We start from the raw sequence: 23388 nt of genomic DNA on the forward strand, positions 1-23388 counted from the left end.
CATCCCGGGCAGGCACGGTCCGGCCGGTCGTGCCTGCCGCTTCATTCCCCGGTCAGTCAGGGAGGATTCATGGACAAGCCCCGCGCCATCTCGCATTTCCTTTACTACCTCGAACATCACCCTGCCCTCGCCGGCCTCGACTCGGCGAAGGTCATGCTTGGCCACACCGCCGATTACGAAGCCCTGACCGGCGCCATTGCCGAACAGGCCGGCGAGCATCCGCGCTTTCAGTTCAGCGCCCGGCGCCTTGACCTGGAAAGCACCGCAGCGCTGTCCGCGGCGATTGCCGACAGCGATCTGTACATTTTCTTCTACGACTCTTCCACCCTGCCCAACCCGCGTCCCGATGGCCCGGAGTTCGTCCGCGCACTGCAAGCGGTCATGGCGGAAAACTGGAAGAAGTCGCTGCTTTTCAAGGATTACGGCGACTACTTCTACGACACTTTCAGCATCACCCCGCAGCGCATCGCCGGGCTCAACAGTCACCTGATCCAGCGCATGTCCCAGGCGACCACGCTGAGTTTCAAGGATGACCACGGCTCATGGTTCGAAACGCCGATGAGCAGCATCAAGAAGTGGACCGACATCAATGGCGTCGGCAACTTCGACCTCGCCCCCGGCGAAATCGCCACCCACAGCGAAGCTATCAACGGCCATGTGAAGTTCAAGGGCACCTTCCTCAGCACCATCCCGTTCGCGCGCAAGTACGGCGTGCTGGAATCGCCGCTGGAATTGTGGATCGAGAACTCGACCATCAGCCGCATCGCCACCGACGTGCCGGGACTGGAGCATGATTTCAACAAGTACCTGGATGCCAACCCGTCGAACCGACGGATTGAGGAGTTGGGGATTGGCACCAATGAAGGCGTCAAGGATCTGTATGCCCGTAATGCCGGGTTTGAGGAGCGGCATTGTGGGCTGCATCTCGGACTGGGCGGTGGCGCCAAGGGCAGTCATCACCTGGATCTGATCTTTTCTGGCGGGGTGTTGGCGCTGGATGACAAGCCGGTGTTTGATGGGCGGTTTGTGTTTTAGGCGACTGACGCCTTCGCGAGCAGGCTCGCTCCCACAGGGGATTTATGTAAGCCGCAGATGATCGTTCCCACGCTCCGCGTGGGAATGCAGCCCGGGACGCTCCGCGTCCCTTCCAAAGCCGAACGCGGAGCGTCCGTTGATGCATTCCCACGCAGAGCGTGGGAACGATCGCTGGGCGCCAGACGAAAAAAACGCCAACCTCAAGGGTTGGCGTTTTTGCTTCAACTTGCAGCTTGCAGCTAGTAACTCACAGCTGCCTTATTCCGGTTTCTTGCGTCCGAACCCCGGGCGCTGGCCCGAACCAGCCGGTGCGCCGCGACGCTTGCCCGAGGGCTTGTCGCCGTCGACCAGCTTGATCCCCGGACGCTTCGGCGCCGGTTTGGCCGGGCGCTTGTTGCTGGTATCGGCTGGACGATCCGCTACCGGCGTACCACGACCGGCTGGTGCACGACCTTCGCCACGCTCGGTACGACCATTGGCCGGACGCGGTGCGCGCTCGCCGTCACGGGCGACTGGCTTACGACCTGGACGCTCGCCTTCGATCTGCGGCTCACGGCTCGGGCGCGGTGCGGTGGGTGCGCCAGCGGCTGGACGCAAGGTACGCACGCGCTCGGTCTTGGCCATCGGCCGCGACGATTTGCGCTGCATGCGTTCGAGCTTGTCCTTGCTCTTGGCGTTCAGCTGCGGCATCGCCACCGGGGTCAGGCCGACTTCGGCGCTGAGCACGTCGACTTCGTACTGGCTCATTTCGCGCCAGCGGCCCATCGGCAGGTCGGAGTTGAGGAATACCGGACCGAAACGCACGCGCTTCAGACGGCTGACCACCAGACCCTGCGATTCCCACAGACGACGCACTTCACGGTTGCGCCCTTCCATGACCACGCAGTGGTACCAGTGGTTGAAACCTTCACCGCCCGGCGCCTGTTGAATGTCGGTGAAACGCGCCGGACCGTCTTCCAGCACCACGCCGGCCTTCAGACGTTCGATCATCTCGTCGTCGACTTCACCGCGTACACGCACGGCGTACTCGCGGTCCATCTCGTAGGACGGGTGCATCAGACGGTTGGCCAGTTCACCGTCGGTGGTGAACATCAGCAGACCGGTGGTGTTGATGTCGAGACGGCCGATGTTGATCCAGCGGCCTTCTTTCGGACGCGGCAGCTTGTCGAACACGGTCGGACGGCCTTCCGGGTCGTCACGGGTGCAGATTTCGCCGTCGGGCTTGTTGTACATGATCACGCGGCGCACCGATTCGGCGGCCTCTTCGCGTTTGATCACCTTGCCATCGATGGTAATGGCGTCGTGCATGTCGACGCGCAGGCCGAGGGTGGCGTCTTTGCCATTGACCTTGATCCGGCCCTGGCTGATCCAGGATTCCACGTCACGGCGCGAGCCGACGCCGATACGGGCGAGGACTTTCTGCAGCTTTTCGCCTGCTGGGCCGATTTCCTGGTCGTCTTTCTGATTGATGTCACTCATCTGGGCACCTCCCGGTGTGGTCTGTTCAGGCGGCGCCTGAAGTATTGAAAACTGGGTCCAGGCCGAAGGGATCGGCGAAGGGTCGCGAATCATACGCGGATGTGCGCCATCGCGCATCAGAGACTAGCTGATCGATTGCCGGTTATTTCTTTTTCCGCCGACCGGCACCACCGAGTTTGATCAGGCGCAGCGCGGCTTCGGCCAGCACCGTGCGTTTGTCGTCCTTGTCGAGCTTCTTCCAGGCCTTGATCTCGCGCTTGCTGCGACCGCAACCCAGGCAGATGTCGTCGGAGAATTTGCAGAGGCTGATGCAGGGGTCTTTGGTTGAGCTCATCATCCTCTCCAGAAACACATCAAACCCTGTGGGAGCGGGCTTGCCCGCGATAGCGGAGTGTCAGTCAACATCATTGGATCTGACCCACCGCAATCGCGGGCAAGCCCGCTCCCACAAGGATCCGGATCAATCGTGGAACTCGCGCCGTTCGGCTTCAATCGCCTCAGCCAGTGCGCGGGCTTCGGCTTCTTCTTCGCTGAGTTCCGGTTCCGGCTGTTCGAGGGCGGCGACAGCGGCCAGGAGTTTCTCGCGGGCCTCGGCGACACCCAGGACGTCCTCTTCCGGTTCGGCGTCAGGCGCCGCTTCAAGTTCAACTTCAGCTTCAACAATCGGCTCGATGATCTCAGGCTCGGGCACCGGCGCTTCGCCATCCACCGCATCGCGCAGCAAATCGTCGAAATCGGTTTTGATGCCCTCTTCCATGCTGTCCAGCTCCAGCAGCAGGGAATGGAAACTGGTTTCTTCCTTCTCCTCTTCCGGCTCCGCGCTGGCGTCGGCCAGTTCCTGCAGACTCTGCGGCACCGGCGCGTCGTCGAAGTCGAGCACCGGTTCGGCTTCCATCTCGCGCAGTTCGGCCAGCGGCGGCAGGTCTTCGAGGTTTTTCAGGTTGAAGTGGTCGAGAAACGCCTTGGTCGTGGCGAACATCGCCGGTTTGCCCGGCACGTCGCGGTAACCGACGACGCGAATCCACTCACGCTCGAGCAAGGTCTTGACGATGTTGCTGTTGACCGCCACGCCACGCACGTCTTCGATCTCGCCACGGGTGATCGGCTGGCGATAGGCGATCAACGCGATAGTTTCCAGCAAGGCGCGGGAATAGCGCTGCGGGCGTTCTTCCCAGAGACGGCCGACCCACGGTGAAAACTTCTCGCGGATCTGCAAGCGATAGCCCGACGAGACTTCCTTGAGCTCGAAGGCACGGCCCTCGCAGGATTTGCCGAGCAGGGTCAGGGCTTTCTTGAAGACCGCCGGCTCCGGCCGCTCGCCTTCTTCAAACAGTTCATACAGGCGCTCAAGGGATTGCGGCTTTCCCGAGGCCAACAGAAAGGCTTCAAGCAGGGACGCCAGCTCGCGGGGTTCAGTCAGGTTCATACAGGGACTCGTTATTCGGCTCGGGCTCGCACGTGGATCGCGGCGAACGGCTCATTCTGCATCAGCTCGACCAAGGATTCCTTGACCAGTTCAAGGATCGCCATGAAGGTCACCACCACACCCAGGCGACCTTCTTCGGCGGTGAACAGCTCGACAAACGGCACGAAGCCGCCGCCCTTGAGCCGTTCCAGCACATCGCTCATGCGCTCGCGGGTGGACAGCGCTTCGCGACTGACCTGGTGGCTTTCGAACATGTCGCCACGGCGCAGGACTTCGGCCATGCACATCAGAATCTCTTCCAGCGCGACGTCGGGCAACAGCTTGCGCGCCCGCGCTTCCGGGGCGTCGAGCCTGGGCACGATCACATCGCGACCGACCCGACTCAGCCCATCGATACCTTCAGCGGCAGCCTTGAAGCGCTCGTATTCCTGCAAGCGGCGGATCAGTTCAGCGCGCGGGTCGTCTTCTTCATCTTCAACGGTTTCGGCGCGCGGCAGAAGCATGCGCGATTTGATCTCGGCGAGCATCGCCGCCATCACCAGGTATTCGGCGGCCAGCTCCAGACGCACCGATTGCATCAACTCGACATAGCCCATGTACTGGCGGGTGATTTCCGCCACCGGAATGTCGAGGATATTGATGTTCTGTTTGCGGATCAGGTACAGCAGCAGGTCGAGCGGGCCTTCGAAGGCTTCAAGAAAAACTTCCAGCGCATCCGGCGGGATGTACAGGTCCAGCGGCATTTCCATGACCGCCTGACCATAGACCATCGCGAACGGCAGTTCCTGCTGGGCGCCGGCCTGGGGATCGACCACGATTTCCACTGCGGACATTCAGGCCTCGACCATGAACGGCGTCGGATCGCCGCAACCGACGCGGACCACTTCCGGGTCGTCGCCGGTCAGGTCAATCACCGTTGAGGCCTTGATGCCGCCAAAACCGCCGTCGATGATCAGATCGACCTGGTGCTCGAGCAACTGGCGCATTTCGTAGGGATCGGTAAGTGGGTCTTCATCGCCGGGCATGATCAGCGTCACGCTCATCAGCGGCTCGCCGAGTTCGGCCAGCAGCGCCAGCGCGATCGGATGGCTTGGCACGCGCAGGCCGATGGTGCGTTTTTTCGGATGCAGCAACAGGCGCGGCACTTCGCGGGTGGCGTTGAGAATAAAGGTGTAAGGCCCCGGCAGGTGCGCCTTGAGAATGCGGAAGGTGCCGGTGTCGATCTTGGCGTAATTGCCCAGTTGCGACAGGTCGCTGCAGATCAGCGCGAAGTTGTGCTTTTCATCGAGCTGACGCAGACGTCGCACACGCTCGATGGCGGTCTTGTCGCCGATCTGGCAACCAATGGCGTAGGACGAGTCCGTGGGATAAATCACCACCCCGCCTTTGCGGATGATCTCGACCGCCTGTTTGATCAGGCGCGCTTGCGGGTTTTCCGGATGTATCTGGAAAAATTGACTCACATTCTCTACCTGTTCAGACGGCGGCAATATCTGTGTCATGTTTGAACCGACACCACAGGGGTGGAAGGTCCTCGGGAACCGGCCGGTACTGGCCGATCTCGGACCAGCCGCCAGGGCCATGGAAGTCACTGCCGGCGCTGACCAGCAGACCGAACTCACGGGCAAGGATCGCCAGGCTGCCCACCTGTTCTGCGGGCTGATGGCCATTGACCACCTCGATAGCATGCCCGCCTGCTTGAATATAGTCGGCAATCAGCTTTCGGCGCTTGCTACGGGTGAAATCGTAGTGCCATGGATGCGCCAGGCTGACCCAGGCACCGGCGGCGCGCAGGGTGGCGACGGTGTCTTCCAGGGTCGGCCAGTGCAGCTTGACGTCGCCGAGTTTGCCGGCGCCGAGCCATTTGCGAAATGCCTCGGCGCGATCCTTTACATAACCTTCACGCACCATCCAGTCGGCGAAATGCGGCCGGGCCGGCGCGTTGCCGCTGTCGCCCAGTTCCTGCTGGATCTGCCGGGCGCCGTCGAGGGCACCGGGCATGCCCTTGAGGGCGAGCTTGCGGCTTATTTCTTCCGACCGCAGCCAGCGGCCATCGTGCAATTTGGCGATCGCTTCAACCAACGGCGCGGCGTTGACGTCGAAGCCGTAACCCAGCACGTGAATAGTCGCCCCGCCCCAGGTGCAGGACAATTCGACGCCGTTGACCAGTTGCATGCCCAACTCGGTGGCAGCAGTACGCGCCTCGGCGAGCCCCTCAAGGGTGTCGTGGTCGGTCAACGCCAGGACTCGCACGCCGTTTTCGAACGCTCGCGCAACCAGAACCGCAGGCGCCAGGGCGCCGTCGGAGGCCGTGCTGTGGCAGTGCAAATCAACATTCACGGGGAGTTGTAACCTCAAATCAGCTGGCGCTATCGCGCGCCCATATGTTTGTTATTATGCCGCCACATCCAGCTTCTGGCTCTCACTGTGAAACAATTCATCGATTTCATCCCGCTTCTGCTGTTCTTCATCGTTTACAAACTTGATCCACGGGTCGTCGACATTGCCGGCCAGCAAGTGACCGTAGGCGGTATCTACAGCGCCACGGCGATGCTGATCATCAGTTCCCTGGTGGTGTACGGCGCGCTGTTCATCAAGCAGCGCAAGCTGGAAAAGAGCCAGTGGCTGACGCTGATCGCCTGTCTGGTGTTCGGCAGCCTGACGCTGGCCTTCCACAGCGAAACCTTCCTGAAATGGAAAGCGCCGGTGGTCAACTGGCTGTTCGCTGCGGCGTTCATCGGTAGCCACTTCATCGGCGATCGCCTGCTGATCAAGCGCATCATGGGCCACGCGCTGACCCTGCCAGACCCGGTCTGGACGCGCCTGAACATCGCCTGGATCGGCTTTTTCCTGTTCTGCGGCGCAGCAAACCTGTTCGTCGCCTTCACCTTCCAGAGCATCTGGGTCGACTTCAAGGTGTTCGGCAGCCTGGGCATGACCGTGCTGTTCCTGGTCGCACAGGGCGTTTACCTGTCGCGCCATCTGCATGACACCGATACCACAACGCCAAAAACCGAGGACTGACATGCTCTACGCCATCATTGCCACCGACGTTGCCAACTCGCTGGAAGCTCGCCTGGCCGCGCGCCCGGCGCATCTGGAACGCCTGCAAGCGCTCAAGGGCGAAGGCCGCATCGTGCTCGCCGGCCCGCACCCGGCGGTCGACAGCAATGATCCGGGCGCAGCGGGTTTCACCGGCAGCCTGATCGTCGCCGAGTTCGACTCCCTGAGCGCCGCACAGGCCTGGGCCGATGCCGACCCGTACATTGCCGCCGGCGTCTACGCCAATGTGATCGTCAAACCGTTCAAGCAAGTCCTGCCGTAATCCCGCTATTGAAATGCCGACGGGTTTTATGTGGCGAGGGGATTCATCCCCGCTGGGTGGCGAAGCCGCCCCAAAACCCATCCAACGCGGTGTGTCTGACACACCGCATACTCCCATTTCAGGACTGCTACGCAGCCCAACGGGGCGGTGCGACGTTTCGCTAAATCCCCTCGCCACAGAATATTCATCAGCCACAAATTATTTGTCAGCCACCAACATCACATCCTGCGCACTGAACCTTCTCGCTTCTCACCCATCTCAATCGCTCATTATTCTCGTTTGCCTGCCGACAACCTGCCCAATATCCATTTGGAAAACAGGTGTCGCGATGCGCAAGGGTCCGTTGTGTCTGATGTTGCTCACGTTGTCGATCATGGCCCCCGCCCATGGTGAGGAAACCACCGAAAGCGGCAGCTCCACGCCATTGTCATTGAGCGCCGGCAGCCAGATCACCGAGCTGCAACAGCGGCTCAAGGCCAGTGAGCAGCAGCGCGAAGAACTGAACAAACAACTGCAAAATGCCGACAACACTCGCGAAAGCGCCCAGCTCGCCCGGCTGCGCCAGGAGAACCAGCGTCTGAAGCTGCAACTCAAGGAAGCCCAGGCCAGCCCGCTGCCGCGTTTGCTGACCGACCAACAGCAGTGGTTCGTCACTGGCGCCGGGGTAGCGCTATTGGCGCTGCTCTGCGGTATCTTTGCCAGTGGTGCAAGCCGAAAACGTCGGCAATGGCTAAATTGAGTGAGTCATGAGCGAGCTGTTACTGATTGATGATGACCAGGAGTTGTGCGAACTCCTGAGTAGCTGGTTGAGCCAGGAAGGCTTCCAGGTGCGCGCCTGCCACGACGGCCAGAGCGCCCGCAAGGCGTTGGCCGAAACCGCCCCGGCGGCGGTAGTGCTGGACGTGATGCTGCCCGACGGCAGCGGTCTGGAACTGCTCAAGCAGTTGCGCAACGACCACGCCGACCTGCCGGTGCTGATGCTGTCAGCGCGTGGCGAACCGCTGGACCGCATCCTCGGCCTCGAACTGGGCGCCGACGATTACCTGGCCAAACCCTGCGACCCCCGCGAACTGACCGCGCGCCTGCGCGCCGTGTTGCGCCGCAGCCACCCGGCCGCCGTATCGACGCAACTTGAGCTGGGTGATCTGAGTTTCAGCCCGGTGCGCGGCGTAGTCAGCATCGACGAAAAAGAACTGACCCTGACCGTCTCCGAAAGCCGCCTGCTCGAAGCCCTGCTCAAGCAGCCCGGCGAGCCGCTGGACAAACAGGAACTGGCGCAACTGGCCCTCGGCCGCAAGCTGACCCTGTACGACCGCAGCCTCGACATGCACGTCAGCAATCTGCGCAAAAAAATCGGCCCCCACCCCGACGGCCGCCCACGCATCGTCGCGCTGCGTAGCCGTGGTTACTACTACAGCTTATAAGACCTGCGCCGTGTAGGAGTGAGCCTACTCGCGATGGCGGTGTGTCAGTCAACACACTCTTGTGCCATCGCGAGCAGCCTCACTCCAGAGGGGATCTGATCTTTTCCACGCTCTATGGGAATGCAGCCATCGGTGGCTTTGCAGTGGTTAATCGGGCATCGAACGAATAATGTCGGCCAAATCGTCCTTGGTTATCTCGTTGGCCTTAATGGCAGCGGCAATGTCTTTTTTGGAAAGTGGGAAACGCTTGAATATTTCTTGCAAAGTATTCGCATCAACATTTGCCAGCCAGAGCGGATCAATGAAAGAACCGCCGTACTCAGGCTTCATCGGTACTTCTTCGTGGGCAATCGTACCCTTATGATTGAGATACACCACATAACGATCATGCCCTTCAGGAAAGCTTTTATCGTGATATAGCGTAGTACCCTGCGGCAGCACGTAGTAATTTTCGTCGCCGTTTGGACCCTCGATCAGCAACGGTTCTTTAGTTTTGATCATCTTCATATCGTGCCCCTGCGAACCATGATCAAAAATCAGGAATGCCAAAAAAATCGCATTGACCGATAAAGCTGCCATCAGCCATGGGCCGAGTTGCCTGGTAAACGTTTTATTAGTCATAAGGAAGCTCGGTATTCGCTTTGTTAAGGCACGCAGCCGTTGTTCTTTCGCTGAGCGACAATGTCGTCTAAATGAGTGATCACAGCCTCGGCCCGTGCATTATCCAAAAGATCGCAGCCTTCAGCACCTCCTGCACTGGATATGTGTAAGGCCGGGCACGAAGCGTCTTTACCGAAGCTTTACGCTGCGCTGACCGCCGCTGACCTTGATCTGCGTAATCTGCACTCATCCGGAACGTACCGGGAACGAGACAAGGAGATACACCATGCGCAAGACTCTTATCGCTCTGATGTTCGCTGCCGCTCTGCCAACCGTGGCCATGGCCATGCCGCAGGATGGCGGTCCGCTGGGTGGTCCGCTGGATGGCCCGCGCCACGGCGGTCAGATGCACGGCGGCATGCACGGCAAAGGTCCGTACAGCCAGCTCGACCTGACCCGCGAACAGCGCGAGCAGATTCGCAAGATCATGGGCGAGCAGATGCACGAGCGTAAGCAGGTGGTCGACAAGTACCTGGAGAAACTCTCGCCGGCCGACCAGAAAGCCATGAAGGACGAGATCGCGGCCAACCACAAGAAAGCCGAGTCCGATGTCCGTGCACTGCTTAAGCCCGAGCAACAGAAGCAGTTCGACGAAATCCAGAAGAAACGCGCCGAACGCCGCGCCGAATGGGCCGAGTTCAAGGCCTGGAAAGCGCAGCAGGCACAAAAGGCGCAATAATGGCTTGACCCTGGGCCCGACGACTCACCTCGTCGGGCCTGTTCCATTCAAATCGAATGTGGGAGCGAGCCTGCTCGCGAAGGCGGTGTATCAGCCAGCGATGGTTTGACTGACACTGCGTCTTCGCGAGCAGGCTCGCTCCCATATTTGAACGGTGTGATTTTCGAGGAGTTTCTGTGCGTTCACTGTTCTGGCGGATTCTTGCGAGCTTCTGGCTGGCCATCGCTCTGGTAGCCGGGCTGTCGATTCTGCTCGGGCACATGCTCAATCAGGACGCGTGGATTCTCAGCCGCCATCCCGGCCTCAACACACTGGCCGCAGAATGGACGCAGACTTACGAAACCCAAGGCGAGGAAGCCGCCCAGGACATCCTCGAACAACGCAAACGCCAGTATCACATCGACGTTCAGGTGCTCAACGAAACCGGCGATCCGGTGGTGCGTGGCACCTTCCCGCGCCGCGCCGCAGCATTCGAAGCGCGGCAGAACAACGATGACCGCCGCCTGCCATGGCGGCGTCTGACCGACGAGATCACCAGTGAAAAAACCGGTGATACCTACCTGTTCATCTACCGCATCCCGCACCCGGAACTCGACGCCTGGCACCGCGAAAGCCTGCTCTGGCCGCTGAGTGCGCTGGGCATCGCGCTGGTGGTGCTGACCCTGTTCAGTTTGCTCGTGACTTTCTCTATCACCCGCCCACTGAGTCGCTTGCGCGGCGCGGTGCATGATCTGGGGCAGACGACTTATCAACAGAACAGTTTGGCGAAACTGGCCAACCGCCGCGACGAATTCGGCGTGCTGGCCACCGATTTCAACCGCATGGGTGCGCGCTTGCAAAGCCTGATCGGCAGTCAGCGCCAGTTGCTGCGCGATGTCTCCCATGAACTGCGCTCACCACTGGCGCGCCTGCGCATCGCGTTGGCTTTGGCCGAGCGCGCCAACCCTGAAGAGCGCGAAAAACTGTGGCCACGCCTGACCCGCGAATGCGATCGGCTGGAGGCGTTGATCAGTGAAATTCTGGTGCTGGCGCGAGTCGATGCCGACAACGCCAGCGCTGAAGAAGTGGACCTGAATGCGTTGCTCGCCACGCTGCAAAAGGATGCGCAGCTCAGCTCCCCCGAGCAGACCGTACGCCTGCAAGCCGAGCCGCAGCTGAATCTCAAAGGCTGGCCGACGATGATCGAGCGCGCCGTGGACAATTTGCTGCGCAACGCCCAGCGCTTCAACCCGAGCGATCAGCCGATCGAATTGCAGGCTGCGCGGCAGGGAGAGCGGATTGTCATAAGCGTGCGCGACCACGGGCCGGGGGTGCAGACCGAACATCTGAGTCAGTTGGGCGAGCCGTTCTACCGGGCGCCGGGGCAGACCGCTGCCGGGCATGGCCTGGGGCTGGCGATTGCCAAACGGGCGGCAGAACGGCATGGCGGCACGCTGACGCTGGCCAATCATCCGCAGGGCGGCTTTGTGGCGAGTCTGGAATTGCCGTTGGTACCGGGAGTCGTGGTCCAGCCCTGAAAAAGCCCCTCACCCCAACCCTCTCCCGGAGGGAGAGGGGGCCGACCGAGTTGTCTGCCGTTGTGCATCGACCTGAAAGACCGAGTCGATTATGGACTCGCAGAAACAACACGTCCGGTATCCCGACTCTGGATTCAGCGAAGGTCGCTCAGGTCGGTGTAACTCCAAAGCATCCCCCAATCAGTCCCCTCTCCCTCTGGGAGAGGGTTAGGGTGAGGGGCTTTTGATCTTCAGGCTTTACCGGGCCAGGCGCTGACGAACTCAGCCAGATCAACCTTCTCCGCCACGCGCGGCTCTTTCTGCGGCGTGCCGAGATAGAGAAACGCGATCACCTCCTCGCCTTCCACCAGCCCCAAGCCTTCGGCCACATGCTTTGAGTACGCCAGATCCCCGGTGCGCCACACTGCGCCAATCCCCTGCGCATACGCCGCCAGCAGAATCCCGTGAGCCGCACAGCCGGCCGTGAGCAGTTGCTCGGCCTTCGGATATTTCACGTGTTCCTGCAATTTCGCGATGACCACAACCACCAGCGGCGCGCGCAGTGGGCCGTTGCGGGCCTTGTCGATCATCGCTTCGGTGACTTCGCCGCTCTGCTGGCGGGCTGCCTCGGCCAGCAACTCGCCCATTTGCTCACGCGCTGCGCCTTCGACGGTCAAAAAGCGGTACGGCTGCAAGTGCCCGTGATCCGGGGCACGCAAGGCCGCGGCGAACAGGGCTTCGCGCTGCTCGGCAGTGGGGGCCGGTTCGACCAGGCGGGGAACGGAAACACGGTTGAGCAACGCGTCGAGAGCCTGCATCGGCCACCTCCTTTGAAAAATGTGCGGCTATTCTAGCTTCATCTGCGCAGCGCCTGCCGGTTTACATGCCTTGCCCCACAGGTAGAATGGCGCCCTTCTCCCACCAGCCCGAGCGGATTTCATGGCGTTGCCGACCTTACGGATCATTGGTTTTATCATCGGCATCTTCCTGATAACCCTGGCTGTGGCCATGGTCGTGCCGATGGCCACGCTGGTGATTTTCGAGCGCACCAGCGACCTGCCGTCGTTCCTCTGGGCGAGCATGATCACCTTCGTCGCCGGCCTCGCTCTGGTGATACCCGGCAGACCGGAACACATTCACCTGCGCCCGCGCGATATGTATCTGCTGACGGTCAGCAGCTGGCTGGTGGTGTGCATTTTCGCCGCGCTGCCGTTTCTGCTGACCCAGCACATCAGCTACACCGACTCGTTCTTCGAAAGCATGTCCGGCATCACCGCCACCGGCTCCACCGTGCTCAACGGCCTGGACAACATGTCGCCGGGGATTCTGATGTGGCGGTCGCTGCTGCACTGGATCGGCGGCATCGGCTTCATCGGCATGGCGGTGGCGATTCTGCCGCTGCTGCGCATCGGTGGCATGCGCCTGTTCCAGACCGAATCCTCGGACCGCTCGGAGAAGGTCATGCCGCGTTCGCACATGGTGGCGCGGTTGATTGTGGCGGCCTACGTCGGCATCACCATTCTCGGCAGTCTGGCGTTCTGGTGGGCCGGAATGAGCCCGTTCGATGCGATCAACCACGCGATGTCGGCGATTTCCACCGGTGGTTTCTCGACCTCCGACCAGTCGCTGGCCAAGTGGACGCAACCGGCGGTGCACTGGGTGGCGATCGTCATCATGATCCTCGGCAGCCTGCCGTTCACCCTGTACGTGGCGACGCTGCGCGGCAACCGCCGTGCGTTGATCAGGGATCAACAGGTGCAGGGTTTGCTGGCAATGCTGCTGGTGACCTGGCTGGTGCTCGGCACCTGGTACTGGTGGACCACCAAGCTGCATTGGCTGGAAGCGCTGCGGCATGTGGCGCTGAACGTGACCTCGGTGGTCACCACCACCGGCTTCGCCCTCGGTGACTACAGCCTGTGGGGCAACTTCTCGCTGATGCTGTTTTTCTATCTGGGCTTTGTCGGCGGCTGCTCAGGATCGACGGCGGGCGGGATCAAGATTTTCCGTTTCCAGGTCGCCTATATCCTGCTCAAGGCCAACCTTAATCAGCTGATCCACCCGCGCGCGGTGATCAAACAGAAGTACAACGGTCACCGCCTCGACGAAGAAATTGTCCGTTCGATCCTGACATTCTCGTTTTTCTTCGCCATCACCATCTGCGTGATCGCGCTGCTGCTGTCGCTGCTCGGGGTCGACTGGATGACCGCGCTGACCGGCGCCGCCAGCACCGTGTCCGGCGTCGGCCCGGGTCTGGGCGAAACCATCGGTCCGGCCGGCAACTTCGCGACGCTGCCGGATGCTGCGAAGTGGATTCTGTCGTTCGGCATGCTGCTCGGCCGACTGGAGATCATTACGGTGTTTGTGCTGTGTATTCCGGCGTTCTGGCGTCATTGACCGCGTCCGGCACCTGCGTCAGGCGCAAGCGGTACTCGCCGGGCGTGGTGTCGAACCAGCGGCGAAACGCGCGGAAGAAGTTGCTCGGGTCGGCAAAGCCCAGCAGATAGGCGATTTCCAGCAAGGTCATGCTCGGTTGCGCCAGATATTGTTCGGCCAGTTCACGGCGGGTGTCGTCGAGCAACTGCTGAAAACTGGTGCCCTCCTCCTGTAAGCGCCGCTGCAAAGTGCGCTGCGACAGGTGCAGCGTCTGCGCCACGGTGTCGCGCTTGGGCTCGCCCTGGGGCAGCAAACGACACAGCACCTGGCGTGCCCGGTGTGTCACGCGACTCTCGGAGAACCGCGCCAGATATTCCCCGGCAAAGCGATCATGCAACAGCGCCATGGCTTCATTGGCGGTCGGCAGCGGCGCCTCCATGTCGGCCCGTTCGAAGATCAACGCATCGTAAGGCGCGTTGAACACCAGCGGTGCGTGAAAGGCTTCTTTATAAGGTTGCAGGTTTGTCGGCTGATCGCCCTGAACCAACACTTTGACCGGGTGCAGCGGGCGCCCGGTCAGCCAGCCGCACAGCGCCAGTGCACAGGCCAGTGACGCTTCGGCGCTCTGCCGGGTCGGCGGTAGATGATCGCCGTGCACGGTAAGAATCAGCGCGTAACCTTCCTCGAGCAGGCGAAAGCTCAGGTCAGCGCTTTCGGCAATGATGCGTTGATAGCGCACCAGACGCTGGAAGCCTTCAGCCAGGGTATTGCTCGACATCAGCGCATAGCCGGCGACATGAAATGAGGCCGGGCGCACCACTTTGCCCATGTTCAGGCCGATCGCGGGGTTGCCGGAAACCTCGACCGCGCGCTGCCAGAGCCGGGTCATGGAGTCTTGCGGGAAGCGTGCATCCGGATCTTCAAGGGCGCTGAAATCCAGCCCCAGCTGCCTGAACAGTACCCGGCAATCCAGGCCGTCCATCTCCAGTGCTTTGACAATCCCCATCGCCCAGCTTGCAGAAGTCGTTCGTTCGCTCATGGTTGTTATTCTTTTACATGACGGGCTGCAGATAACCGCCCTATTTGCGAAGGATACTAAAGTGGCGCCGATTGTCACTGGCCCACGCCAATGATCACTCTAGACTCAAATAAGCTCCCCGCCGAACAACTTGTCGCCAGAACAATCACCACAGAGAGCGCGGTCGTGGAAAACATCAAGCAGTTCAACAGCTTCGCCGAGTTCTATCCGTATTACCTCGCCGAACACAGCAACAGCACCTGCCGTCGTCTGCATTTCATCGGCACTTCTCTGGTCATCTTCATTCTCGCCCTGAGCATCGCCAAAGGCGCCTGGCTGCTGTTGCTCGCGCTACCTCTGGCCGGTTACAGCTTTGCCTGGATCGGCCATTTCTTTTTCGAGAAAAACCGCCCGGCGACGTTTCAGCATCCGCTGTACAGCCTGCTCGGCGATTTCGTCATGTACCGCGACATGATTCTCGGTCGCGTGGCGTTCTGAATGAGGGTCTGCCAATGAATGCCCATGCTCGCTTCACCCATATGAAGGACGGCACCGAGGAAGACTGGGCGATTATCGCCGCCGATTTCAGTGCCTATGCCAGACAGCTGCCATCGCGGATCCTCGCGCATTTGAAGCTGCTTGAAGGCGACTTCGGTGGTTTCCCGGTGGATCGCCTGACCCACTCGTTGCAAACCGCGACCCGCGCCTTTCGCGACGGGCGTGACGAGGAATACGTGGTCTGCGCACTGTTGCACGATATTGGCGACACCCTCGGTTCCTACAACCATCCGGACATCGCCGCAGCGATTCTCAAGCCGTTCGTGAGTGCGGAAAATCTGTGGATGGTGGAGAAGCACGGCATCTTTCAGGGCTATTACTTCTTTCATCACCTGGGCATGGATCGGCATTTGCGCGAGCAATTCAAGGATCATCCGCAGTTCCACGCCACTGCCGAGTTCTGCGCCAAATACGACGCGGCGGCGTTTGATCCGGCGTACGACACGCTGCCGCTGAGTTTCTTCGAGCCGATGATGGAAAGGCTGTTTGCGCAACCGAAGAACTCGATTTACAAGGCTGCGATGCAAGAACACAGCCCGGCCTAAGACCACATGTGGGAGCGAGCCTGCTCGCGAAAGCGCTGTATCAGGCACAGAAGTTTCGTCTGACGCTACGCCTTCGCGAGCAGGCTCGCTCCCACAGGGTGCTTTTTCGCTCAGGCGATTTCGGCAACTTTGGCAGCTTTCAATTGCGCCTCTCGCGCCTGGGCATCCGCCAATCGATACAACTCGATCGTGCCGTCCCAATGCTCGATCAACGCGGTGCACGATTCGACCCAATCGCCGCAATTGAGGTAGTCCACCTCCCCCACCTTGCGAATCTCGGCATGGTGAATATGCCCGCAAACCACGCCATGCAGTTCGCGCTTCACACACTCGTGGGCGATGGCTTCTTCAAAGTCGCTGATGAAACTCACCGCTGTCTTGACCTTGTGCTTCAGGTACGCCGACAGCGACCAGTAACCGTAGCCATAACGGGCTCGCCAGTGATTGAGCCAGCGGTTGAGGGTCAGGGTAAATTCATAGGCCGAGTCGCCAAGAAACGCCAGCCAGCGGTGATAGCGAGTGATTACATCGAACTGATCGCCGTGGATCACCAGCAAATGCCGGCCATCCGCGGTAACGTGCACCGCCTCATCGACCAACTGGATATTGCCCAGAATCAGTTTCGAATAGCGCCGCAGGAATTCGTCATGGTTGCCGGTGACATAGATCACCTCGGTGCCGCGCTTGCTCATGGTCAGCAGGCGGCGGATGACGTTGGTGTGCGCTTGCGGCCAGTACATGCCGCTGCGCAGTTTCCAGCCGTCGATGATGTCACCGACCAGATAGACCTTGTCGGCGTGGTAGCCCTTGAGAAATTGCGACAAGTGCTCGGCCTGGCAATCCCGGGTGCCCAGGTGCACATCGGAGATCCACAGGGTTCGCACCCGTTGTTTGCGACTGGGTCTGGCGAGCTCGGCGCTGGTCATGGGCAACCCTCTGCGATGTTTTCGCCAGCTTGCGCGCGCCCGGTTAATCGACCGTGACAAGCGTGAGTCAGTCGTGTGACAGCGCATCCGGCGTACGGCGGTGTAGACTGAGGGCCACTTCGGAGACAACCTGCCATGCGACCGATCCTCACCCTGCGCCAGTACACCCGCGACCTCATTGTGCACAGCCACGAGCACCCGCAGTTGGTGTTCGGGCTGTCCGGTGCGCTGGATTTCGAGGTCGAGGGCTGTGGCAGCCAAGTGCGTCAGCAGAGTGTCGTGGTGGTTCCGTCCGGCGCTCATCATGCCTGCGACAGTCCCCAAGGCAGCAGCTGCCTGGTGCTCGACATCCCTGAAGGGCAATGGGTGCAGGACTCGCTGGGCGCGCATGCCGAGGCCAGTCGCCGCTTGCTCGATCATCCGGGGCGGCTGTCGCTGGACTCGGGGCAGAGCCAATTGGTCAGCTGGCTGGCGAACAGTCCGGTCAGCGATCCGTTGATCGCGCAGCAAGGCGCGGTGTTGCTGCTGGCCAGTCTCAATCACGCGCAACCTGCCGAACTCCGCGCGCGTCGCCTGCCCTACGCCGCGCTGGATGCGCACATCGAGCAATACGCCGGCTATCCGCTGCAAGTCGCTGACCTGGCGCGCGTGGCCGGGTTATCCAGTGCGCGCCTGCACGCACGGTTCATGGCCGAATGCGGACAGACGCCGATGGATTACATCCGCAGTCGACGCCTGCATCTCGCGGTGCAACTGCTGCGCGACACTGCATTGCCGATTGGTGAAGTAGCCAGTCGCGTCGGTTACAGCTCGCAGAGTGCGTTCTCGGCCGCAGTCCTACGTGAATTCGGCTCATCGCCCGGACATCTTCGGCGCGATTCCTGCGACAAAAGACGATAGCCTGCCGACAGACTTGCAGGCCGAGACGCGGTTCAATGGCCCCATGAAGTTGAACCTGAAAAAAGGAATGCAATGACTCCGCGTACCGCCCTCGGCGCTCTGCATATTGGCGCTTTGATGTTTGGCCTGACCGGTGTGTTCGGCAAACTCGCTGCCGCATCCCCTGCTGTGATCGTCTTTGGACGTGCGGCTTTTGCCGTGCTCGCCCTGGCATTTTTCGCCCGTTTCTTCAGCCAGCACGGTTGGCAGAAACTTCACGCCGTAGACTGGCGGCGCCTCGCCCTCAGCGGCGTGTTGCTGGCTGGGCACTGGGTGAGTTTTTTCGTATCGGTGAAGATCGCCGGGGTGGCCATCGCCACCTTGGGCTTTGCCAGTTTCCCGGCGTTTACGGTGATTCTCGAAGGGCTGATCTTCCGCGAGCGTATCCGTGCCAATGAAATCGTCCTGGTGGTATTGGTCAGCATCGGTCTGGTGCTGGTGACGCCCGCATTCGATCTGGGCAGCGGCGCCACCGTCGGCTTGCTTTGGGCCGTACTGTCCGGCCTGCTGTTTTCCCTGCTGTCGCTGACCAACCGCGCCAGTTCCGGGCGCATCCCGGCGGTGCAGGCGGCGCTGTGCCAGAACGTCGTCGTGGCATTGTGTCTGTTGCCGGTCGCGGCGCCGCATTTGAGTCAGGTTCGAGCGCTGGACTGGTTGTGGATCGCCCTGCTCGGAGTGTTCTGCACGGGCGTGGCGCACAGCCTGTTCGTCGCCAGTCTGGCGGTGATCAAGGCGCGCACGGCGGCAGTGGTGTTCGCCATGGAGCCAGTCTACGGCATCACCCTCGCCTGGCTGCTGTTCAGTGAAACCCCGACCCTGCGGATGCTCATCGGTGGCGCGTTGATCATCGTCGCGATTGTGGTGTCGGCGCGGATGTCAGGCGGCAGCGACAAGACAACCGTCGCCGCCGAGGCCGCCTCTCACTGAGTGCGGTCGTTGTGGCCGAGGTCGCGGTCAGGATCGATCTGATCGCGCACTCGCTGTTTCAATACCTTGGCCTCGGGAAAACCACCGTCGGCCTTGCGCTCCCAGATCTGCACACCCGCACAAGTGATGTAAAACACCCCGCCGGTGCCCGGTACCAATGACACCTTTCCCAAGTCATCAGCGAAGGTGCTGAGCAGTTCCTGAGCCAGCCACGCCGCGCGCAGCAGCCACTGGCATTGAGTGCAATAAGTGATGACAACTTCGGCTTTGGCGACGGTCATGATCGCTGAAACTCCTGAGACAGAGGGCGCCGCTATAATAGCCGGCTTTACCGCTTGCCCCGAGACTCACAATGCGCCGTTTGCTGTTCTGCCTGCTGCTTGGTTTCCTTCCCCTGCTGGTTCTCGCCAGTGAGGCGCCACGACCGAAAGTCGGCCTGGTGCTGTCCGGCGGCGCTGCGCGCGGGCTGGCGCACATCGGCGTGCTCAAGGCGCTGGAAGAACAAGGCATCAGGATCGACGCGATTGCCGGCACCAGCATGGGCGCGGTGGTCGGTGGGCTGTACGCCTCGGGCTACAAGATCGATGAACTGGAAAAACTCGCCCTGAGCATCGACTGGCAAGCGGCGCTGTCCGACGCGCCGCCGCGTGAGGACGTGCCATTTCGACGCAAGCAGGACGACCGCGACTTTCTGGTGAAGCAGAAACTCAGCTTCCGCGACGACGGCAGCCTCGGCCTGCCATTGGGGGTGATTCAGGGGCAGAACCTCGCACTGCTGCTGGAAAGCCTGTTGGCCCACACCAGCGACACCCGCGACTTCGACAAACTGCCGATCCCGTTTCGCGCCGTGACCACCGACATCGCCAATGGCGAGAAAGTGGTGTTTCGCAAAGGCCACCTGCCGCAGGTGATCCGCGCGAGCATGTCCATCCCCGCAGTGTTCGCCCCGGTCGAGCTTGATGGCCGGTTGTTGGTGGACGGCGGCATGACCGACAACATCCCGCTGGATGTCGCGCGGGAAATGGGCGTCGACATCGCCATCGTCGTCGATATCGGCACACCGCTGCGCAATCGCAAGCAGTTGACTACCGTGGTGGACGTGCTCAATCAGTCGATCACCCTGATGACCCGGCGCAACTCCGAAGAACAACTGGCGACGCTGCATGCCAATGACGTGTTGATCCAGCCTGCGCTGGCCGCGTTCGGCGTGACCGATTTCGGCAAGGCTCAAGAGATGATCGACGCCGGTTATCGCGCCACGCGGATCCTCGATGCGCGGCTGGCGCAGCTGAAGCCGACTCAAACCCAGGACGCGGAATTGAACGCCGCCCGCCAGCCTGGGCAACGCACGCCGATCATTACCGGGATCCGCATCGAAAATGACTCGAAAGTCGACGATGACGTGATTCGCTATTACATCCGCCAACCGATCGGCGCGCCGCTGGACCTGGGCCGCCTGCATTCGGACATGGGCACGCTGTACGGCCTCGATTACTTCGATCAAGTGCGTTACCGCGTGGTGCACAAAGGCCAGGATCACACCTTGGTCATCAGTGCCAGCGGCAAGCGCAGCGGCACCGATTACTTGCGGGTAGGCCTCAATCTGTCGGACGACATGCGCGGCGACAGTGCTTTCAACCTTGGTGCGAGCTATCGCGTCAACGGCATCAACCGCCTCGGCGCGGAATGGCTGACCCGCGCGCAGATCGGCGACAAGCAAGAGCTGTACAGCGAGTTCTATCAACCGCTGGATGTCGGCTCACGTTACTTCGTCGCGCCCTACGGGTCGTTCGAGGCGCAGAACGTCGACTCAGTCCTGGATAATGATCCAATCGCGCAGTATCGGGTCGAGCGCTACGGCTTCGGCCTCAATCTTGGGCGGCAGATCGGCAACAACGGTGAAGTGCGACTCGGCGTCGGCCAGGCCTGGGGCAAGGCTGACGTGCGCATCGGTGATCAGGATCTGCCGAGCGAGAGCTTCAACGAAGGCTTCTATACCGTGAAGTATTCCTACGACTCGCTGGACAACGTCTACTTTCCGCACGAGGGCAAGGATGTCAGCCTGACCTTCGCCCAGTTCGAACCGGGCCTGGGTTCAGACAATCGCTATCGCCAATGGGAACTGAATTTCGACAAGGCCATGAGCCATGGGCCCGACACGCTGATTCTCGGCGGGCGCTACGGTCGGACGCTGGACGATGCCAATGTGGTGACCTCAAGCTTCCTGCTCGGCGGCGCGCGGCAGTTGTCGGGGTTCCGTGAGGATGCGCTGTCCGGGCAGAACGTCAGCCTGATGCGCGCGGTGTACTACCGCCGCCTGACGCCGCGCTCGTACCTGCCGCTGGACTTCCCGCTGTACGCCGGGGCCTCGCTGGAACGCGGTCGGGCGTGGAACAACGACAATGAATTCGACAGCGGCTACATCAATGCCGCGAGCGTGTTTATCGGCTTCGACACGCCGCTGGGGCCGTTGAACTTCACTTATGGCTTGAATGATGCGGATGAGCAGGCGGTTTACCTGAATCTGGGGCAGACGTTCTGACGCCTACGCGAGCAGGCTCGCTCCCCACAGGGAAAGCACATTCCATTGTGGGAGCGAGCCTGCTCGCGAAAGCGGTCTCGGATGAACACGAAATCCGTTAGCGCTCAGCGAATCCCCGCCAACAACGTCCTCGCGGTTTGCTTCAACGGCTCATCCCCTTCCCTGAGCAATTCATTGAGCAAGGCGATCGCACTGTCGATGTCGCCGTCGTCGATGCAGGTTTGTGCCTGTTCGAGCTTGCCGGCGGCCTCGGTGTCGGTGTCGGTGGACTCGGGTGGTTGCAGATCCAAGGGTTCCAGCACCAGTGACGACTCGGGATCGCCGAACTCATTGAGGAAGTCATCGTCGAGCGGCTGAGCGTCGGGTTCGGGGATCCATTCAAGTTCGGCTTCTTCGCCAGACGCAGCCTGTGGCAGTTCAAAATCGACGGGGAGCACTGACAGGCTGGTGCCCAGTGCCGGATCATCGACCGGCGGTGACGCGGCATCAGTGCGGCTATCGTTCAGATCCCAATTTGAATCCATCGACAGCTCGCCCAGATTCAATTCGAAATCATCCTCGAGAGCGCCGGGCGACGCTGCAAGCGGCGCGGCTGCGGTCGCTGCCAAGGCCACGGGCAATTCGGGCGCGATTGGCGTTGCCGCAAATGCCGCCGGTGCGGCGCCTGCCAGTTTGGGATGGCGAGTGCGGGTTTCAATCAGTTCGCGCTCATCGACGCCAAGCGCACGCAGGCGGCTTTCCTGCTGTTCGTAAGCGGCGCTGTCACCCTGGCGCCCAAGAACCTCCAGCAACTGCAAACCGAGATCGGTGCGTTCTGGCTCCTTGTGCAAAGCATCGCGCAGTAGCCCGGCCGCTTCGCTGAGTCGGCCGTAGGCCAGATAGATGCCCACCGCCTCCAGCACATCGCCGGCACCGGGTTCGTCGCGATGATCGGCGCCCACGTGCGCACCGACAGATTGTTGAAGCTCGGGCTCGTCGACGTCTTCTTCGGCGCTCACAGGCAATAGCGGCGTCGGCGTGCCATCTGCTGTGGAACGTTGCTGACGGCGGCGTATGAGCAACGCTGCCAGCACGCCCAGCAGCAATATCAGTCCGCCGAGCAGCGGCCAATTCACGCCATCGTCTGCCGCCTCGACCGGGGCTGAAACAGCGGCCGGAGCCGGCGCGACCACAGGTGCTGGCGGCGCTTTCTGCACTTCGGCCAGACGGGTTTGCAACTCCTCGATCTGCTTCTTGCCGTCGGCTATTTGCACTTGCTGCTCTTGCAATCTGAGGTTCTGTTCGTCGAGGGTCTTTTGCAGTTGCTGGGTGAGCAGCACGCTGGCGGCCAGTTGCTCGGCCTGCGCATCGTTCGCAGGTGCCGCCGGCGTTGGCGGCACAGGCGCCGCAGCGCGTTTGCCCTGGGCCGCCTGGGGCGGCGCGGTAACCGGTTCGACAGCTGGAAATTCGGAGGATTGCGGGCGCGGATCCGGCTCGTCGGTGGCGGGCACAATGCCCGGCGAACCCGGCGGGTCGATCAGCACCGTGTACTCGCGCAGCAGACGGCCGTTGGGCTGATCGAGCTGAACGAGGAAATTCAGGAAAGGTTCGTTGACCGGTTTGCCGGACGTCACCCGGATCATCTGGCGGCTGCCGCGCAGGATCGGAGTGAATTTGAGATCATTGAGAAAGAACACCCGCTCGACGCCGGCCCGGCCGAATTCATCCGCCGAAGCCAGGCTGGCCGAGAGATCGTTTTGCGTCAACGTGCCGACATCGACCAGAGCGATGTCGGCCTTGAACGGCTGATTGAGGGCTGAGTGAACAGTGATTTCGCCCAACCCCAACGCCATCGACCAGGTCGAATGGCTGAATACGCCAGCGAGCAGCAGCCATTTGGCGCCCCCGCGCAGCACGTGCCGACTTGCGAGCATGAGCATCCCTTAAATAAGCAAAACCGGTTTCTATGCGTTCGCACATCCGGTACGAACACGATATTGCCCAGTAGTTCTTATAGTCGGCTCAGCGCAATCTCTCAAAAAATCGCCACCGGGATG

General features: G+C 61.2%; 25 protein-coding genes. 13 read left to right on the forward strand and 12 right to left on the reverse strand.

The annotated features are described in order from the left end of the window. Positions 1 to 69: 69 nt before the first annotated feature. A complete protein-coding gene (locus tag D8U70_RS20040) occupies positions 70 to 1035 on the forward strand; it encodes a leucyl aminopeptidase (RefSeq protein ID WP_076566543.1) in 966 nt (321 codons plus the stop codon). Between the two features lie 258 nt (positions 1036 to 1293). Here the strand turns inward: D8U70_RS20040 and rluB are convergent, their stop codons facing one another. The 6 genes from rluB to D8U70_RS20070 form a co-directional block, all read right to left on the reverse strand. Then, a complete protein-coding gene (gene rluB / locus D8U70_RS20045; RefSeq protein ID WP_073472826.1) occupies positions 1294 to 2514 on the reverse strand; it encodes a 23S rRNA pseudouridine(2605) synthase RluB in 1221 nt (406 codons plus the stop codon). 142 nt (positions 2515 to 2656) lie between these two features. Then, a complete protein-coding gene (locus tag D8U70_RS20050; protein ID WP_016771121.1) occupies positions 2657 to 2848 on the reverse strand; it encodes a DUF1289 domain-containing protein in 192 nt (63 codons plus the stop codon). Positions 2849 to 2974: 126 nt separating this feature from the next. Further along, entirely contained in the window at positions 2975 to 3940 is a 966-nt protein-coding gene (gene scpB / locus D8U70_RS20055; protein WP_130929583.1) for an SMC-Scp complex subunit ScpB, read from the reverse strand. Positions 3941 to 3951: 11 nt separating this feature from the next. Then, a complete protein-coding gene (locus D8U70_RS20060; protein ID WP_177433985.1) occupies positions 3952 to 4650 on the reverse strand; it encodes a ScpA family protein in 699 nt (232 codons plus the stop codon). A gap of 123 nt (positions 4651 to 4773) precedes the next feature. Then, the gene (locus tag D8U70_RS20065) at positions 4774 to 5403 is read right to left on the reverse strand and encodes an L-threonylcarbamoyladenylate synthase (RefSeq protein ID WP_041478985.1); all 630 of its coding nucleotides are present in this window, start codon (positions 5401 to 5403) and stop codon (positions 4774 to 4776) included. A 13-nt stretch (positions 5404 to 5416) separates the two neighbouring features. Continuing rightward, a complete protein-coding gene (locus D8U70_RS20070) occupies positions 5417 to 6280 on the reverse strand; it encodes a PHP domain-containing protein (RefSeq protein ID WP_016771125.1) in 864 nt (287 codons plus the stop codon). Between the two features lie 87 nt (positions 6281 to 6367). Between D8U70_RS20070 and D8U70_RS20075 the strand changes: the two genes are divergently transcribed. From D8U70_RS20075 to D8U70_RS20090, 4 genes are all read left to right on the forward strand, one after another. Continuing rightward, entirely contained in the window at positions 6368 to 6964 is a 597-nt protein-coding gene (locus D8U70_RS20075; RefSeq protein ID WP_016771126.1) for a septation protein A, read from the forward strand. 1 nt (position 6965) lies between these two features. Beyond that, positions 6966 to 7265 carry a YciI family protein gene (locus D8U70_RS20080; protein ID WP_016987935.1) on the forward strand — a complete coding sequence of 100 codons (300 nt, stop codon included), beginning with the start codon at positions 6966 to 6968 and terminating at the stop codon, positions 7263 to 7265. 328 nt (positions 7266 to 7593) lie between these two features. After that, positions 7594 to 8004: a translation initiation factor 2 gene (locus D8U70_RS20085; RefSeq protein ID WP_016771128.1), complete on the forward strand. Its 411-nt coding sequence runs from the start codon at positions 7594 to 7596 to the stop codon at positions 8002 to 8004. Positions 8005 to 8011: 7 nt separating this feature from the next. Next, positions 8012 to 8689, forward strand: coding sequence for a response regulator transcription factor (locus tag D8U70_RS20090; RefSeq protein ID WP_016771129.1), 678 nt, complete (start codon positions 8012 to 8014; stop codon positions 8687 to 8689). 147 nt (positions 8690 to 8836) lie between these two features. Here the strand turns inward: D8U70_RS20090 and D8U70_RS20095 are convergent, their stop codons facing one another. Beyond that, positions 8837 to 9310: a hypothetical protein gene (locus D8U70_RS20095; RefSeq protein ID WP_073472834.1), complete on the reverse strand. Its 474-nt coding sequence runs from the start codon at positions 9308 to 9310 to the stop codon at positions 8837 to 8839. 265 nt (positions 9311 to 9575) lie between these two features. Between D8U70_RS20095 and D8U70_RS20100 the strand changes: the two genes are divergently transcribed. Together D8U70_RS20100 and D8U70_RS20105 are read left to right on the forward strand one after the other, a co-directional pair. Continuing rightward, on the forward strand, positions 9576 to 10028 hold the full coding sequence (locus D8U70_RS20100) for a Spy/CpxP family protein refolding chaperone (protein WP_042607494.1): 453 nt from the start codon (positions 9576 to 9578) through the stop codon (positions 10026 to 10028). A 176-nt stretch (positions 10029 to 10204) separates the two neighbouring features. After that, positions 10205 to 11545 (forward strand): HAMP domain-containing sensor histidine kinase, encoded by a 1341-nt coding sequence (locus D8U70_RS20105; protein WP_130929585.1) that lies wholly within the window; start codon positions 10205 to 10207, stop codon positions 11543 to 11545. A 230-nt stretch (positions 11546 to 11775) separates the two neighbouring features. Here the strand turns inward: D8U70_RS20105 and D8U70_RS20110 are convergent, their stop codons facing one another. Then, positions 11776 to 12342, reverse strand: a complete 567-nt coding sequence (locus tag D8U70_RS20110; protein ID WP_122505904.1) for a nitroreductase family protein — start codon at positions 12340 to 12342, stop codon at positions 11776 to 11778. Between the two features lie 121 nt (positions 12343 to 12463). Between D8U70_RS20110 and D8U70_RS20115 the strand changes: the two genes are divergently transcribed. Then, positions 12464 to 13918, forward strand: coding sequence for a TrkH family potassium uptake protein (locus D8U70_RS20115; RefSeq protein ID WP_024012066.1), 1455 nt, complete (start codon positions 12464 to 12466; stop codon positions 13916 to 13918). On the opposite strand, the gene D8U70_RS20120 is transcribed toward D8U70_RS20115, so the two are convergent. Further along, entirely contained in the window at positions 13875 to 14936 is a 1062-nt protein-coding gene (locus D8U70_RS20120) for an AraC family transcriptional regulator (RefSeq protein WP_205869270.1), read from the reverse strand. The genes D8U70_RS20115 and D8U70_RS20120 overlap by 44 nt on opposite strands. Before the next feature lie 165 nt (positions 14937 to 15101). Between D8U70_RS20120 and D8U70_RS20125 the strand changes: the two genes are divergently transcribed. Further along, a complete protein-coding gene (locus D8U70_RS20125) occupies positions 15102 to 15413 on the forward strand; it encodes a DUF962 domain-containing protein (RefSeq protein ID WP_016771135.1) in 312 nt (103 codons plus the stop codon). A 14-nt stretch (positions 15414 to 15427) separates the two neighbouring features. Then, complete coding sequence (locus D8U70_RS20130; RefSeq protein ID WP_056783723.1) at positions 15428 to 16018, forward strand: HD domain-containing protein; 591 nt, start codon at positions 15428 to 15430, stop codon at positions 16016 to 16018. A gap of 110 nt (positions 16019 to 16128) precedes the next feature. On the opposite strand, the gene D8U70_RS20135 is transcribed toward D8U70_RS20130, so the two are convergent. Beyond that, positions 16129 to 16944 carry a UDP-2,3-diacylglucosamine diphosphatase gene (locus D8U70_RS20135; protein ID WP_071171397.1) on the reverse strand — a complete coding sequence of 272 codons (816 nt, stop codon included), beginning with the start codon at positions 16942 to 16944 and terminating at the stop codon, positions 16129 to 16131. Between the two features lie 135 nt (positions 16945 to 17079). Here D8U70_RS20135 and D8U70_RS20140 point away from each other — a divergent pair, with 135 nt between their 5' ends. Continuing rightward, positions 17080 to 17844, forward strand: coding sequence for a helix-turn-helix domain-containing protein (locus D8U70_RS20140; protein WP_130929586.1), 765 nt, complete (start codon positions 17080 to 17082; stop codon positions 17842 to 17844). A 72-nt stretch (positions 17845 to 17916) separates the two neighbouring features. After that, complete coding sequence (locus D8U70_RS20145; protein WP_130929587.1) at positions 17917 to 18810, forward strand: DMT family transporter; 894 nt, start codon at positions 17917 to 17919, stop codon at positions 18808 to 18810. On the opposite strand, the gene D8U70_RS20150 is transcribed toward D8U70_RS20145, so the two are convergent. Next, the gene (locus D8U70_RS20150; RefSeq protein WP_056783713.1) at positions 18804 to 19091 is read right to left on the reverse strand and encodes a SelT/SelW/SelH family protein; all 288 of its coding nucleotides are present in this window, start codon (positions 19089 to 19091) and stop codon (positions 18804 to 18806) included. The two genes, D8U70_RS20145 and D8U70_RS20150, sit on opposite strands and share 7 nt — an antisense overlap. 71 nt (positions 19092 to 19162) lie before the next feature. Between D8U70_RS20150 and D8U70_RS20155 the strand changes: the two genes are divergently transcribed. After that, the gene (locus tag D8U70_RS20155; protein WP_130929588.1) at positions 19163 to 21352 is read left to right on the forward strand and encodes a patatin-like phospholipase family protein; all 2190 of its coding nucleotides are present in this window, start codon (positions 19163 to 19165) and stop codon (positions 21350 to 21352) included. 104 nt (positions 21353 to 21456) lie between these two features. Here the strand turns inward: D8U70_RS20155 and D8U70_RS20160 are convergent, their stop codons facing one another. Next, on the reverse strand, positions 21457 to 23265 hold the full coding sequence (locus D8U70_RS20160) for a FimV/HubP family polar landmark protein (RefSeq protein ID WP_130929589.1): 1809 nt from the start codon (positions 23263 to 23265) through the stop codon (positions 21457 to 21459). Positions 23266 to 23388 lie beyond the last annotated feature (123 nt).

Origin of the sequence: Pseudomonas sp. Sample_20 (assembly GCF_004307585.1) — a bacterium.
Classification (GTDB): Bacteria; Pseudomonadota; Gammaproteobacteria; order Pseudomonadales; family Pseudomonadaceae; genus Aquipseudomonas; species Aquipseudomonas atacamensis.

Excerpts from the sequence above, each read along its gene's own strand:
- D8U70_RS20040 (WP_076566543.1), top strand. The coding sequence starts at position 70 with ATGGACAAGCCCCGCGCCATCTCGCATTTCCTTTACTACCTCGAACAT.
- rluB (WP_073472826.1), bottom strand. The coding sequence starts at position 2,514 with ATGAGTGACATCAATCAGAAAGACGACCAGGAAATCGGCCCAGCAGGC.
- D8U70_RS20050 (WP_016771121.1), bottom strand. The coding sequence starts at position 2,848 with ATGAGCTCAACCAAAGACCCCTGCATCAGCCTCTGCAAATTCTCCGAC.
- scpB (WP_130929583.1), bottom strand. The coding sequence starts at position 3,940 with ATGAACCTGACTGAACCCCGCGAGCTGGCGTCCCTGCTTGAAGCCTTT.
- D8U70_RS20080 (WP_016987935.1), top strand. The coding sequence starts at position 6,966 with ATGCTCTACGCCATCATTGCCACCGACGTTGCCAACTCGCTGGAAGCT.
- D8U70_RS20085 (WP_016771128.1), top strand. The coding sequence starts at position 7,594 with ATGCGCAAGGGTCCGTTGTGTCTGATGTTGCTCACGTTGTCGATCATG.
- D8U70_RS20090 (WP_016771129.1), top strand. The coding sequence starts at position 8,012 with ATGAGCGAGCTGTTACTGATTGATGATGACCAGGAGTTGTGCGAACTC.
- D8U70_RS20095 (WP_073472834.1), bottom strand. The coding sequence starts at position 9,310 with ATGACTAATAAAACGTTTACCAGGCAACTCGGCCCATGGCTGATGGCA.
- D8U70_RS20100 (WP_042607494.1), top strand. The coding sequence starts at position 9,576 with ATGCGCAAGACTCTTATCGCTCTGATGTTCGCTGCCGCTCTGCCAACC.
- D8U70_RS20110 (WP_122505904.1), bottom strand. The coding sequence starts at position 12,342 with ATGCAGGCTCTCGACGCGTTGCTCAACCGTGTTTCCGTTCCCCGCCTG.
- D8U70_RS20115 (WP_024012066.1), top strand. The coding sequence starts at position 12,464 with ATGGCGTTGCCGACCTTACGGATCATTGGTTTTATCATCGGCATCTTC.
- D8U70_RS20120 (WP_205869270.1), bottom strand. The coding sequence starts at position 14,936 with ATGAGCGAACGAACGACTTCTGCAAGCTGGGCGATGGGGATTGTCAAA.
- D8U70_RS20130 (WP_056783723.1), top strand. The coding sequence starts at position 15,428 with ATGAATGCCCATGCTCGCTTCACCCATATGAAGGACGGCACCGAGGAA.
- D8U70_RS20135 (WP_071171397.1), bottom strand. The coding sequence starts at position 16,944 with ATGACCAGCGCCGAGCTCGCCAGACCCAGTCGCAAACAACGGGTGCGA.
- D8U70_RS20140 (WP_130929586.1), top strand. The coding sequence starts at position 17,080 with ATGCGACCGATCCTCACCCTGCGCCAGTACACCCGCGACCTCATTGTG.
- D8U70_RS20145 (WP_130929587.1), top strand. The coding sequence starts at position 17,917 with ATGACTCCGCGTACCGCCCTCGGCGCTCTGCATATTGGCGCTTTGATG.
- D8U70_RS20150 (WP_056783713.1), bottom strand. The coding sequence starts at position 19,091 with ATGACCGTCGCCAAAGCCGAAGTTGTCATCACTTATTGCACTCAATGC.
- D8U70_RS20155 (WP_130929588.1), top strand. The coding sequence starts at position 19,163 with ATGCGCCGTTTGCTGTTCTGCCTGCTGCTTGGTTTCCTTCCCCTGCTG.
- D8U70_RS20160 (WP_130929589.1), bottom strand. The coding sequence starts at position 23,265 with ATGCTCGCAAGTCGGCACGTGCTGCGCGGGGGCGCCAAATGGCTGCTG.